Raw genomic sequence first — 13,444 nt, forward strand, 5'->3', positions numbered from 1 at the left:
ATGAAACATCAGGGAATGGTTTATCTGGTGGGAGCAGGCCCCGGCGCATGGGGGCTTATGACAATAAAGGGGCTTAAGCTGCTTGAGAGCTGCGATGCGGTTGTCTATGACCATCTGGCCTCCCACCATTTTCTATCCTGCTTAAAGCCCGGCTGCAGGAAGGTCTATGTAGGAAAGCAGGCTGGCCGCCACTCTATGAGCCAGGAAGAGATCAGCGGGCTGCTTGTCCGTCTGGCGAAGGAGGGGCTTACGGTAGTCCGTCTGAAAGGCGGAGATCCCTTTGTGTTCGGAAGGGGCGGGGAGGAGATCCTGGCTCTGGAGGAAAATGAGATCCCCTGGGAGATCGTGCCCGGTGTCACCTCTGCGGTGGCCGTGCCTGAGCTGGCTGGTATCCCTGTCACCCACAGAGGAGTCAGCCGCAGCTTTCATGTGATCACAGGCCATACCATGGGAGGAGAGGGGGCCACTCCGGATATGAGGCCTTATGCTGCACTCTCAGGAACGCTAGTATTTCTCATGGGCTTTGGGCAGCTTTCGTCAATCGCAGCAGGGCTTATTGCGGGCGGAAAGAGCCCCGATACTCCGGCGGCTGTTATTGAAAACGGAAGTCTTCCAAACCAGCGAGTCCTCAGAGCGCCTTTAGGCTCCTTGGCCGGGGAGGCCATAAGGGCCGGTCTCGGTACGCCTGCCATTATCGTAGTAGGTGAGGTGGCTGCCTTTGAGCTATGCCCCAAGGGGGCCCTTCCGCTGTCAGGCACCACCATAGGGATCACAGGTACTCCCTCCTTTGCCGCCCGTCTGCGGCAGGCCCTGGAGAGAGAGGGGGCTGATGTCAGAAATGTCCTGGAAATGAAGGTGATCCCCTACGAGAGCTCCGATGAGGTACAGAGGGCATACCGGGATCTGGAGGGCTACACCTGGCTGGTACTCACCAGTGCCAACGGTGTCCAGTGCTTTTTTGAGGGCTTGTACCGCTCAGGACGTGACTTCCGGGCAGTGGGCCATCTGAAATTTGCGGTGATTGGTAAGGGAACAGCCGGAGAATTGGAAAAATATGGCTTCCGTCCTGACTTTATACCGGAGTCCTACTGTGCCCGAAGCCTGGGAGAGGGACTGGTAAAGCTCCTTGGCAAAGAAGATAAGGTGCTGCTGGCAAGAGCCGCCATGGCCTCTAAGGAGCTTCCGGCCGTCCTCTCAGAGGCTGGCATTGCCTGGGAGGATGTCCCCCTTTACGATGTGATGCCGGAGCGCAGAGAGCCGGAGGGAGAGACAGGGGCTCTTCCTGCGCCACTTGATTATCTGGTTTTTGCAAGTGCCTCAGGCGTCAGAGGCTTTTTCGGGGCAATGGAGAGCAGATTGGCAAGCTTTGGCGGCACAAGGAGAAAGCCGCGGCTGGCCTGCATTGGAGATATCACTGCCAAAGCATTGGGAGAGCATGGACAGCATGCGGATGTGGTTGCTTCTTCCTATGATATCGATGGCATTGTCCGTTCCTTGGAGGAGGATGTCAGCTTAAGAAACGAAAGTATGACTCATTTGGATATAACTTGAAGTTATAAAGAATATATAAATAAATCATAAAATAATCATAAACATATTGTTGCTTTCTTCTGTTTATAGTGGTAAACTTCAAAGAATCAAAGGCAGCGCTGGAAGGCACTGAAGGCAGTGCAGCCAGGCTGCCTTTTGATATTGGGGGCTTTACGGAAATCACTTTATTACGTAAGGAGACGAGAGATATGAATGGTTTATTAATGATGCTGATCGCCATCGTGGTATTAGGCGGAGCCTATCTGATCTATGGCCGGTATCTGGAGAAAAAGTGGGGCATTGACCCTGAGGCGAAGACGCCGGCTTATGAGCTGGAGGATGGTGTTGACTATGTTCCTGCAGATACTAATGTGGTATTTGGACACCAGTTTGCCTCCATTGCAGGAGCAGGCCCGATCAATGGTCCGATCCAGGCCGCCATGTTTGGCTGGCTTCCCGTTATGCTGTGGATCCTTCTGGGCGGCGTATTCTTCGGAGCAGTGCAGGACTTTTCTTCCATGTATGCTTCAGTAAAGAGCAAGGGACGTTCCATTGGCTATATTATCGAGCTCTACATAGGAAAGCTGGGAAAGAGGCTCTTTCTCCTGTTTACCTGGCTGTTCTCCATCCTGGTAGTTGCTGCCTTTGCCGATATCGTTGCCGGTACCTTTAATGGTTTTGACGCGGCAACCGGAGAGAAGATCGCTGCCAACGGAGCTGTGGCAACCACCTCTCTGTTATTCATCGTATTTGCAGTGGCCCTTGGCTTCTTCCTCAAGTACAGCAAATGCGGCAAGGCTGTCAATACAGCCGTCGCTGTCGTGCTCCTGGTGGTTGCAGTGGCATTGGGACTTGCCTTCCCGGTATATGTTCCGCAGCATGCATGGCTGATCTTCGTATTTGTATACGTTATCATTGCCTGCGTTACCCCTGTATGGGCCCTGCTCCAGCCGCGTGACTATCTGAACAGCTACCTGCTCCTTGCCATGATCGCAGGTGCTGTTGTGGGAATCTGTGTATACAATCCGGCGATCAACCTGCCGTCCTTTACATCCTTTGTCTATACGGATGCAAAGGGAAATATTTCCTACCTGTTCCCAACACTGTTTGTTACCATCGCCTGCGGCGCTGTATCGGGCTTCCATTCCCTGGTATCCTCCGGTACTGCCAGCAAGCAGATCAAAAATGAGAAGAACATGCTGCCTGTATCCTTTGGCGCCATGCTGCTTGAGAGCCTTCTGGCCATCACTGCGCTGATCGCTGTCGGCGCTTTGGCTACCAGCGAGGGACTTCCCACCGGAACACCTCCTCAGGTGTTTGCCAAGGCCATTGCCATGTTCCTGACCACATTAGGACTTCCGGACTCCATCAGCTACACGCTGATCACACTGTCCATTTCCGCATTTGCACTCACAAGCCTTGACTCTGTGGCACGTGTGGGACGTATCGCCTTCCAGGAGTTCTTTACCAACGACGAGATCGCTCCTGAGAAGCAGGGTTCCCTGAACAAGGTACTTACAAACAAATACTTCTCCACCGTCCTGACCCTGGCTCTCTGCTACGCGCTGTCAAGGGCCGGATATGCAAGCATCTGGCCGCTGTTCGGCTCTGCCAACCAGCTGCTTTCTGCCCTGGCGCTCATTGCCTGCGCCGTATTCCTGAAGAGGACCCACAGGCAGGGGATCATGCTTTGGGGCCCCATGGCGATCATGCTGTGCGTAACCTTCACTGCCCTGGTATTAAAGATCCAGTCCCTGGTAACTGCTCTGTCTGCCCAGTTTGTATTCGGCAATGCCCTTCAGCTGGTATTTGCAGTCCTTCTTCTGATCTTAGGCTTTATTGTGGCATTTGAGGGGATCAGGAAGCTGATGGAAAAGAATTAACCCCCATGTTCTAACCGTGCAAAATAAATGCAAAACGCAGGATGCTCTGTTTTGATCAGAGGTCCTGCGTTTTTGTTTAAGGAGCTTCTGCCAAGCAGCTTATATGCCAAAAGCCCTCAGAGTTCTTTTACGATCCTGGCAAGCTCTCCTGCGCCCTTCCTGAACTCCTCACAGGATACATAGGAATAGGAGAGCCGAAGGGAATTGCTTTTCTTAAAATCATAGATATCCCCTGGATTTAACAGGATATGGGCCCTTGCGGCTTTTTCAAAGAGTGCGTCCACAGATATTTCACGAAGAAAGGTCAGCCATATAAAAAAGCCGCCGGTGGGGATATTCCAGGAGGCAATGCCCTTAAAATGGGTTTCCAGGGAGGCCAGGGCATTGTCCCGGCGCCTGCGAAGCTCCCCTTTCAGATCAGCCAGATAGGCATCGTAGAATCCCCTTGAAAGAAACTCCGCAAATATCCACTGGGAAATGGAGCTGGCTCCATAGTCCATCTGCATTTTTACATCTCCCAGCCTCTGGACAATGGGCTCATCTGCAGCTACCCAGCCGATCCGAAGGCCTGGTGCCAAAGCCTTTGAGGCGCTTCCCAGATAGATCACATTTCCTGTTTTGTCCGATGCCTTTAAGGGCTTTAGGGGAGCATCGTCAAAGGAGAGCTCCTCATATGTGCCGTCCTCAATGATAGGAAGCCTGTTTGCGGCGCAGAAGCTTTTCAGCTCCTGTCTTCTTCTGTCCGTCATGGTGATCCCAGTAGGATTGTGGTTGGTGGGAATGGTATAGAGAACAGGGGAGCCGGAAGACCGTCCGGCCTTTAAACGCTGCTCCAGGGCAGGAATGGATATCCCCTGTTTGTCCATGGGAATGCCTGAAAGGCACATTCCCTCTGACTGGAATATGTGAAGGGATTTTAAGTAGGAGGGTGCCTCTGTAAAAATGGTGGAGCCTGTTTTTAACAGACACACGGAGATCAGCTGCAGTGCCTGGAGGGAGCCGGAGGTGATCAGGATGGAGGAGGGCGGTACATGGATATCCAGGACCTTCATATGCTCAGAGATCGCCTGGCGGAGGGGAAGATGGCCTAAGGGCTCCAGATACCCCAGAGAATCGATGCGCCCCTTAAGGCCGGAAAGCGTCTCCTCCCAGAGCTTCTTTGGAAACAGGCGGGGATCCGGCTCCCCTGTGCCCAGACAGATCATGTCCGGGACAAATTCCAAATGGTTGATGGCCTGTATGGCAGCCTGGTTGGCCTGGAAATAGCCGGAGGATACGTACTGGTTCCAAGTGGAGGGAAGAAGAAGGGACCAGGTGTTGGAGGCGATCTGTGTTCCTGCACCATAGCTGCTTTTTAAGATACCATAGGAGGCAAGCTCCTCCAGTGCCGCCGTTATAGTGCTTCTATTGACGCCAAACATCCCCGCAAGTGTTCTCTGGGAGGGGAGGCGGCTTCCGATCGGCCATCTCCCTGAGGCTGCCTGTTCGCATATATAAGCAATGATCTGTTTATAGACCGGGATATTCTTGTTCCTGTCCGGCTTCCATTCAATGGTGATGGGGGTACTGCGCTTCATTATGTCTGTCTTACCTGCCTTTTATAAGAGCGTTTTCAGGGTTAGGAGGACCAGGTTTGGCTGGGCCGGCATATGGCTTTTGGCTGGTTACAAGCCTCCGTGATTCCTGTATAATGCAGATATCATAGCATAAGATTGGCTGGTATGCCAGCTGTTTTAAGGAGGAAATATGGAATGACGTACTACCTGCAGGGACTTACCATGGGGCTTGCCTATGTGGCTCCCATTGGAGTTCAAAATTTATTTGTCATCAATTCTGCTTTGAGCCAGAAGCGCTCCAGGGCAGTTCTCACAGCGCTCATTGTCATTTTTTTTGATGTCACCCTGGGGCTGGCCTGCTTCTTCGGCATAGGGGCATTGATGGAGCGTTTCCAGTGGCTTCAGATGGCGGTCCTTTTGGCAGGAAGCCTGGTGGTGCTCTATATCGGCTTTGGCCTGCTGCGCTCAAAGGAGGTGGAACTTTCCAGGACAGAGGAGAACACCTCCCTGGGCAGGACAGCGGCCTCTGCCTGCATTGTCACCTGGTTTAATCCTCAGGCCATTATAGACGGAACCATGATGCTGGGAGCCTTCCGTGCATCCTTCCCGCCCTCAAAGGCCTTTCCGTTTATCGCAGGAGTGGCCTCTGCCTCCTGCCTGTGGTTCATGGGCCTTACTCTGGTCATTTCCATCTTCCGCAGTCATTTCCGGCCCTCCATCCTCAGAAAGCTGAATATTGCCTGCGGGCTTGTGATCCTGTTTTATGGAGCAAAGCTGTTTCTCCATTTTGTCTCTATGGCAATAGAATTGAAGTGAATGGAGCTCCCGCATTTTGTATCGCGGCTGACAGGGGGATGTCCGGTTGCTCCGGTTTCGGACATAAGAAGCACTAAGACACCTGATTTTTCCTAAAAGCCAGAGCAGCATCAACGCAATTCGCTGCGCTCAAACAATCATTGATGCTGCTTTGAACGGAAAAACCAGCTGTCTAAGTGCTTCTAATGCCCTGCAAAGTCGCACCGGACATCCCCCTGTCAGCCGCGATACAAAATGCGGGAGTTCAAGAGAAAATGGAAGATTGCCATCCGCCCTCTTTCCTGCTATAATGATACGGATAACCGCTTTCAAACAAGGAGATTTCCGGAGGCAAGGAATGATATTAATGAATGAGATACCGGACCGGTTCTGGAGCCTTTTCCGCTCCATCAACCGGTCCACTTACATAGGCGCACTGTTAAAGATCAACGAAGAATATGAGTACAGCAACTACTTTCTCAGCAGAGAGATGTGCATCCAGCTGCTGGCAGAATATTTCCGGGACCAGCAGTGCGTCATCTGGCAGGAGGACAGCGAGGAGGAGGGCGATTCCTTAGAGCCCCCTGCCACAAGAGTGTTAAACTGGCTCTTAAAAACAGGCTGGCTCCGGAAGGTGGACGATTATTCTGCCATGACGGTCAATATTGTGATCCCTGACTATGCAGCCGTGATGATCGAGGCCTTTGGAAGGCTTTTGGGGGAGGATGAGAACGAGGCCCAGATCTATATTCAGAACGTCTATGCCATTTTATTTTCCCTGAAAAATGATCCCAGAGCAGGGGTCGGACTCCTCAATACGGCGCTGATAAACACCAAAAAGCTGAACAAATCCCTGCAGGATATGCTGCACAACATGGATAAATTTTTCACAAGTCTTTTGGAGCAGGAGAGCTACAGCGATCTGCTGAGGGATCATTTGGAGGGCTATGTGGAGGAGATCGTCAACCGGAAATACCATATTCTGAAAACCTCGGATAATTTTTATCTCTACAAAACCGATATCAAAGCCTGGATCGCCGCCATGAGGGAGGATGGCCGGTGGATCGAGCGTATATGTGCAGGAGCTGATCCTGGTGCCTCTGCCAGTATTTCCGGGATCACTTCGTCTCCGGCGGTCTCCGGCACCCGTAAGCGCACTGTCACTCCTGCGGATATCCTTGAAAAGCTGGACCAGCTGGAGCGGGGCTTTGAGGACATCGAACACCGCCTTGCCAATATGGACAGGGAGCACACCCGCTATGTCCGCGGCACAGTGACCAGGCTGGGGTACCTATTGAACCGGGAGGACAACACAAAGGGCCTTGTGATCCAGCTGCTCAATCACCTTTCCCAGTCTGAAGACCAGGAAAAGGATATCCGGGAAACAGGCCTGCGGATGAATCTTTCCCGCACCTCCATTTTGTCAGAAAGATCCCTTTATAAGCGCAGAAGGACAAAGGCTGCCTTCACGGAGAAGCTGCAGGATGAGGAGGAGACGCCTGAGCTCACCGCAGAGCAGATCCTGGATCTGAACAAGGTGAAAAACCGCTACAGCCCGGCAGAGATCGAGGCATTCGTAGAAAGCCGCATGACAGGCGGGCAGATGAGAGTGGATGAGACTACCATAAACTCAGATGAAGAATTTGAAAAGTTGATCCTGGCCTACGACTATTCTACCAGGAAGAAGAGCCCCTTTGTGACCGATGAGTCTGCCCCGCCCATGATCCAGAACGGCCCTTATCGTTATCCGGGCTTTACCTTTACCGACATCTCACAAAGGAGGAAGAAAAATGTCCCAGGAGAATGACCTTTATCCGGTATCCACAGGCGTGGGTATACCATATATTGACAACATGCTGCAGGAGGAGCAGCTGGAGGTGACGGGAGTCCTGCGCCTTCTTTTAAATCAGACCTTTGTGCTGGAACGCAAATACGATAAGCGCACAGGCCGCCTCCAGTACACCAGGGAATACCGCATATGCAGTAAGCATCTGGAATTTATCAAAAAGTATTTTTCTATATTGGGAATCGATGTCATAGAGAGCAGTCATATGGGCATGATCTACATCCAGGGAGAAAATCTGGCAGGTGATAAGCTTCCCCGCCTGGCAACCCTGTACCTGCTTGCGTTGAAGCTGATCTATGATGAGCAGATGGAGACCGCCTCCACCAGCATCCAGGTCTATACCAGTCTGGGGGAGATCCATGAAAAGCTGGGGAGCTACCGTTTATTCAGGAAACAGCCTTCGCCCACAGACATCCGCAGGACGGTCACCCTTCTGAAAAAATACCAGATCATCGAGCCGCTGGAGCTCTTAGAGGATCTGGACAGCGCCAGCCGCCTCATCATCTATCCATGTATCAACGTGGTGCTCATGGGCGATGACATCCGTGCCCTCATAGCCACCTTTGAGGAGGAAAACGGAGAGCGGATCGAAGAAGGCCCGGAGGAGAGAACAGAGACAGCAGAGGAGGACATTGATGGAACAGATGAAATATAGAGAAGAAGCAGCAGGCGATGCCTTCCTTTCCTTAAATCGTATCTGCTTGAACAATTGGCATTATATCTCAAAAAAGACACTGAGCTTTAACCGGGAGATCAACTTTTTCACAGGCCATTCAGGAAGCGGAAAATCCACGGTGATCGACGCCATGCAGCTGGTGCTCTATGCCAATACTGACGGCCGCGGCTTTTTCAACAAGGCAGCCGCAGATGACTCGGACAGGAGCCTGATCGAATACCTGAGGGGAATGGTGAATATCGGTGAGAACAACGAGTTTTCCTACCTGCGGAATCAGAACTTTTCCTCCACCATTGTCCTGGAGCTCAAGCGTACAGATACCGGACAGTGTCAGTGTGTGGGCATCGTATTCGACGTGGAGACCGCCTCCAACGAGATATCACGCCGCTTCTTCTGGCACAAGGGACCTCTGTGGGAGAATGAATACCGAACAGGGACGCGTACCATGTCCATTAAGGAGGTGGAGCGCTATCTGGACGCCCATTACGGGAAGGAGGAGTATTTTGCCACCTCTCACAACGAGAGGTTCCGCCGGGTGCTCTATGACTGCTACCTGGGAGGACTTGACAGCGAGAAATTTCCTCTGCTCTTTAAGCGTGCCATTCCCTTCCGCATGAATATCAAGCTGGAAGATTTTGTAAAGGAATATATCTGTACGGAGCAGAACATCCACATCGAGGACATGCAGGAGAGCGTGCTCCAATACGGGCGTATGCGAAAGAAGATCGAGGACACCTGCCATGAGATCGAGGAGCTGACGCAGATCAGACAGGCACACAGGGAGTACGAACAGCTGGAGGAGAGCATTGAAAAATACACCTGGTTCACAGAACAGCTGGGACTGTTGGACATCAAAGACCAGATACGCCACCAGCGCCTGAAAACAGAAGCAGCGGAAGAATCCTTAAAGCAGCAGGAGCAGGCCAGGGAGGCGGTAGAGGGGCAGATCGCAGAGCTGACTGCACAGAGCGACGAGCTTCTTTGCCAGATCGCCTCCACAGGCTATGAGGAGTTAAAGGATCAGCTGGTTTCCTTAAATGAGCTGATCGAGCGCCTGGGCCACAGCGAAGCCAGGTGGCAGAAGACGGCTGCGGCCTTAAAGCAATGGGAGGAGGAGGAAACAGCCTCCAACCAGACCTTGTGGGATATCGAGGAATTTGAAAAACGCACCATCACACCGGAAGATATGGAACGGCTGAAAAAATCCCTGGAGGCCATCCGAAGGGACACGGAAAAACAGCGTCAGGAGGCTTCCTCTGCCTTAAACAGCTTAAAGAAGCAGGAAAAACAGCTTCTTGAGGAGCTGGAGCAGCTTCGCAGCGGAAGCAAGGCCTATCCGCGCCATCTGGAACAGGCCCGTTCCTATATCCAGCGCCGCCTTCTGGAAGAAACCGGAAAGGGTGTGGAGGTATACGTGCTGGCTGATCTTCTGGACGTGCAGAAGGAAGAGTGGAGAAATGCTGTGGAGGGCTATCTTGGAAGCAACAAGCTGAACCTGGTGGTTCCTCCGGGATATGCAAAGGCCGCCATTCAGATCTATGGGGAGCTGGACAAGGAAAAATACCACAGCATCGCCGTCCTGGACACAGAGAAGGCCTCTGCCTATAAGGCATCCCCGCAGCAGGGCTCTCTTTCTGAGGAGGTGGCAGTAAAAGAGTCCTATCTCCGCCCCTATGTGGATTTCCTCCTGGGAAAGGTCATAAAATGCCGCAGCACAGAGGAGCTTCGGAACTGCCAGATCGGCATCACGCCAGACTGTCTTTTATACCACAGCTTCCGGCTGCAGTATATTAATCCGGATAATTATACAAAATATGCCTATATCGGAAAGGACAGCCTGCGAAGGCGCATACGGCTCTTAGAGCAGGAGCTGGAGAACCTTAGGACGGGCCGGCTTCCCCAGGAGGAGATCATAAAGGACTGCGGGCGCATTATGGGATTAGAATATCTTTCCGGTGATACCGGGGAATACCTGCAGTGGCTTGAGGATATCCGGATATGGCAGGAAAAGCGGAAGGACAAGAAACGGCTGGCAGACAAGCTGGAGCGCTTAAAGGCCCAGAATGTGTCAAAGCTGGAGGAGGAGAGGTCTTCCCTCACTGCCCTCTGCGATGGAAAGAAACGGGAGAGGGACAGCCTCCAGGAGCTGATCGCAAACCGCCGTCAGGAAATTCTCCATCTGCGTGAAAGTGCAGGTCAGCTGGAGGCCCTTCTTCTGGAAAGGGAGAGGGCGGCCGCCTTAGCAGATGTCCCCGGAAAAGAGCAGTACGATAAGGAGCTTTCGGCCTATCTCTCCGCCAAAGACAATCCGCGCTACGACAGAGAACGAGAGGCATACAGCGAAAAATGCCTGAAGCTCTACCAAAAGCGGGATAACGCAAGGGAGCGGCTTTTAAGCGTGCGTGGAGAATACCTGCGCCGGTATCCCAGCCGCAATTTTTCTTTAAGCGCCAGGGACAACGCGGCCTATGACCGCCTTCTCGACGCTCTTTCCTGCGACCGGCTGGAGGATTACAGAAAAAGGGCGGCCGAGCAGGCAAAGGCGGCCGTCCTCCACTTTAAAGATGACTTCATATATAAGATCCGAAGCGCCATCAAGGAGGCCATGGTACGGGGAGATGAGTTAAACCGCATCTTAAGCCGGCTGGATTTCGGAAAGGACCGCTACCAGTTTGTGATCACAAAAAGCCGCGGGGCAGAGGGCCGCTATTATGACATGTTCATGGATGAGGCCCTGGAGGTCAATCCCTCTGATCTGAGCCAGTCCTTTGAGAACCAGATGAATCTGTTCACCATGGAGCATGAGAACCAGTACGGCGAACAGATGAATGAACTGATCAGTATGTTCATTCCGCCGGAAAATGCTACGGCAGAGGAGATGGAGGAGGCAAAGCGGAACATGGAACGGTATGCGGATTACCGCACCTACCTTTCCTTTGACATGCAGCAGCTCATACAAAATGAGGACGAGGTCATAAAAATACGCTTAAGCAGGATGATAAAGAAGAATTCCGGCGGCGAGGGCCAGAACCCCTTATACGTAGCTCTTCTTGCCAGCTTTGCCCAAGCCTACCGCATTAACCAGACAGGCCGCTTAAGGAGCCATCCCACCATACGCCTGGTGGTACTGGACGAGGCCTTTTCCAAAATGGATGCGGAAAAGGTGGCCAGCTGTATCGAGCTGATCCGGGGGCTGGGCTTCCAGGCTATCATCAGCGCCACCAACGACAAGATACAGAACTATGTGGAGAATGTAGACAAGACCTTTGTATTTGCAAATCCCAATAAGAAATCCATCTCCATCCAGGAGTTTGAGCGGAGGCAGTTTAAGGATCTCATAAAGGATCTGGAGTTTTAAGAGGGGAGGTAACTGTGAGGGGACCAAACAGTTACGAGAGGAGAAAATCCGTTGACTCCCCCCAAAAACCGTGCTATATTTTTTTTAGAAAATGGAAGAAAGCCCCTATAAAGGGCTTTAGGAAAGGAAGAGAAACTATGCCAGCAGAAACCATTACCCCCAGCCAGTGGAAGGAAGATTACAAGGACTTTGCGGAAGCAACAAGAAAATTTTACGCAAAGGAAATTGATGCGAAAACATACAAGGGAATCTCCGGAGGCTTTGGAAGCTATGCCCAAAAGGGCGGGGCGGCAAGCATGCTCCGTCTCAGGATGCCCGGCGGCCGCATCAATAAGGATAAGCTGAAATTTATTGCAGATTCCATTGAAACCTATCACATTGACAAAGTGCATTTTACCACCTGTCAGACAGTGCAGCTCCACAATTTAAATGAGAGCACCGTCTGCACCCTGGCGGTGGAGGCTCTTTCCCACGGCATCGTCACCCGCGGCGGCGGCGGTGATTTCCCCAGAAATGTCATGGTATCTCCGCTGGCAGGAGTGGAGGAGGGAGAGTATTTCGACGTCCTTCCCTATGCCATGAAGGCCTCGGATTTCCTTATGGGTTATATCCGCGGGCCGAAGCTTCCCAGAAAGCTAAAGGTTTGCTTCTCCAATACACCGAAAAACGTGCCCCATGCAACCTTCCGTGACCTGGGCTTTGTGGCAAGGCCTGACGGCAGATTTGATGTCTACAGCGCAGGCGGCCTGGGCAACCGTCCGGCCTTTGGCGTAAAGGTAGCAGAGGCAGTGGAGCCCTCCAGGATCCTCTACTATATCCAGGCCATGTACGAGACCTTCCTTGCCTACGGAAACTACGAGAACAGGGCAAAGGCCAGGACGCGCTTTATGCAGGAGGCCTTAGGTGGACCTGAAAACTACAAAAAGGCCTATCTGGAAAAGCTGGATGGCGTGATGGCATCCGGCCGTGATCTCACTCTCACAGCAGAGGAGATGCCAGTGACAAAGAAGGGCGAGGGAGAGGCACCGAAAAACCGCCGCATCCTGGCCCAGAAGCAGCCGGGACTCTACACTGTGAAATATCATCCCGTAGGCGGAAGCCCGAAGCCGGAATTTTTTGGAAACCTTTACCAGGTGATCAAGGATATGGACCAGGTAGAGCTGAGGCTTTCACCGGACGAGGCTCTCTATATCATAAACTGCACAGCCCCGGAGGCAGAGCAGGTGCTTGAAGTCACAGCAGACAGCGCATCCACCACCTTTGAGGAGTCGGTGGCATGTATCGGCGCATCCATCTGCCAGCAGGGCGTCCGGGATTCCCAGGGCCTGATAAAGAAGCTGGTGGAGATGGAGCAGGCAGAGGGCTTTGCAGACGGCATCCTTCCGCAGATCCACATTTCCGGCTGTCCGTCCTCCTGTGGAACACACCAGACAGGCATCCTGGGCTTCCACGGCGGCGTCAAGGTGATCGATAAGGTGGCAAAGCCTGCCTTTACCCTTCATTTTGGGGGCTGTGACCTTCAGGATAAGGAACGCATGGGCGACCAGCTGGGCGTAATGCTGGAGGAAAATATCCCTTCCTTCCTGCGCACCCTTGGCCAGGCAGTTGCAGCCAGCGGAAAGGACTTTGAGGGCTGGCTTTCTGAGAATCCGGAGGGCGTAAGGGAGCTGGCAGCGGGCTATCTTTGCTGATGCGGCAAGGTGCCTTTATAAAATGAAATATTGTTTTTTAAACAGCCGGAGTGCCAGAAAGCCTCTGGCTGTTTTCTGTTCCGGGAGACCCGTTCATAAAAAATTCATT

8 protein-coding genes are annotated in these 13,444 nt (G+C 52.5%); 7 read left to right on the forward strand and 1 reads right to left on the reverse strand.

The genetic code is table 11. The annotated features are described in order from the left end of the window. Together cobA and LIZ87_RS09870 are read left to right on the forward strand one after the other, a co-directional pair. Positions 1–1,551, forward strand: a complete 1,551-nt coding sequence (gene cobA / locus LIZ87_RS09865) for a uroporphyrinogen-III C-methyltransferase (protein WP_227146682.1) — start codon at positions 1–3, stop codon at positions 1,549–1,551. 188 nt (positions 1,552–1,739) lie between these two features. Next, positions 1,740–3,413 (forward strand): carbon starvation CstA family protein, encoded by a 1,674-nt coding sequence (locus tag LIZ87_RS09870; protein ID WP_227146684.1) that lies wholly within the window; start codon positions 1,740–1,742, stop codon positions 3,411–3,413. Positions 3,414–3,529: 116 nt separating this feature from the next. Here the strand turns inward: LIZ87_RS09870 and LIZ87_RS09875 are convergent, their stop codons facing one another. Further along, positions 3,530–4,990: an aminotransferase-like domain-containing protein gene (locus LIZ87_RS09875; RefSeq protein WP_227146686.1), complete on the reverse strand. Its 1,461-nt coding sequence runs from the start codon at positions 4,988–4,990 to the stop codon at positions 3,530–3,532. A gap of 174 nt (positions 4,991–5,164) precedes the next feature. Between LIZ87_RS09875 and LIZ87_RS09880 the strand changes: the two genes are divergently transcribed. The 5 genes from LIZ87_RS09880 to LIZ87_RS09900 all read left to right on the forward strand — a co-directional run bounded on the left by LIZ87_RS09880 (position 5,165) and on the right by LIZ87_RS09900 (position 13,335). Then, positions 5,165–5,785, forward strand: coding sequence for a LysE/ArgO family amino acid transporter (locus LIZ87_RS09880; RefSeq protein WP_178314966.1), 621 nt, complete (start codon positions 5,165–5,167; stop codon positions 5,783–5,785). Between the two features lie 337 nt (positions 5,786–6,122). Then, complete coding sequence (locus LIZ87_RS09885; protein WP_227146688.1) at positions 6,123–7,571, forward strand: Wadjet anti-phage system protein JetA family protein; 1,449 nt, start codon at positions 6,123–6,125, stop codon at positions 7,569–7,571. After that, positions 7,555–8,265 (forward strand): DUF4194 domain-containing protein, encoded by a 711-nt coding sequence (locus tag LIZ87_RS09890; protein WP_178317369.1) that lies wholly within the window; start codon positions 7,555–7,557, stop codon positions 8,263–8,265. The genes LIZ87_RS09885 and LIZ87_RS09890 overlap by 17 nt, the downstream gene beginning before the upstream one ends. Continuing rightward, positions 8,255–11,644: an ATP-binding protein gene (locus LIZ87_RS09895; protein WP_227146797.1), complete on the forward strand. Its 3,390-nt coding sequence runs from the start codon at positions 8,255–8,257 to the stop codon at positions 11,642–11,644. Before LIZ87_RS09890 ends, LIZ87_RS09895 begins: the two co-directional genes overlap by 11 nt. A gap of 137 nt (positions 11,645–11,781) precedes the next feature. After that, positions 11,782–13,335 (forward strand): nitrite/sulfite reductase, encoded by a 1,554-nt coding sequence (locus LIZ87_RS09900; protein WP_227146690.1) that lies wholly within the window; start codon positions 11,782–11,784, stop codon positions 13,333–13,335. Positions 13,336–13,444 lie beyond the last annotated feature (109 nt).

This window comes from Lacrimispora sp. 210928-DFI.3.58 (assembly GCF_020554865.1).
In the GTDB taxonomy this organism is placed as follows: domain Bacteria; phylum Bacillota; class Clostridia; order Lachnospirales; family Lachnospiraceae; genus Enterocloster.

Coding starts and splice junctions, on each gene's coding strand:
- LIZ87_RS09880 (WP_178314966.1), top strand. CDS start 5,165: ATGACGTACTACCTGCAGGGACTTACCATGGGGCTTGCCTATGTGGCT.
- LIZ87_RS09890 (WP_178317369.1), top strand. CDS start 7,555: ATGTCCCAGGAGAATGACCTTTATCCGGTATCCACAGGCGTGGGTATA.
- LIZ87_RS09870 (WP_227146684.1), top strand. CDS start 1,740: ATGAATGGTTTATTAATGATGCTGATCGCCATCGTGGTATTAGGCGGA.
- cobA (WP_227146682.1), top strand. CDS start 1: ATGAAACATCAGGGAATGGTTTATCTGGTGGGAGCAGGCCCCGGCGCA.
- LIZ87_RS09875 (WP_227146686.1), bottom strand. CDS start 4,990: ATGAAGCGCAGTACCCCCATCACCATTGAATGGAAGCCGGACAGGAAC.
- LIZ87_RS09895 (WP_227146797.1), top strand. CDS start 8,255: ATGAAATATAGAGAAGAAGCAGCAGGCGATGCCTTCCTTTCCTTAAAT.
- LIZ87_RS09885 (WP_227146688.1), top strand. CDS start 6,123: ATGATATTAATGAATGAGATACCGGACCGGTTCTGGAGCCTTTTCCGC.
- LIZ87_RS09900 (WP_227146690.1), top strand. CDS start 11,782: ATGCCAGCAGAAACCATTACCCCCAGCCAGTGGAAGGAAGATTACAAG.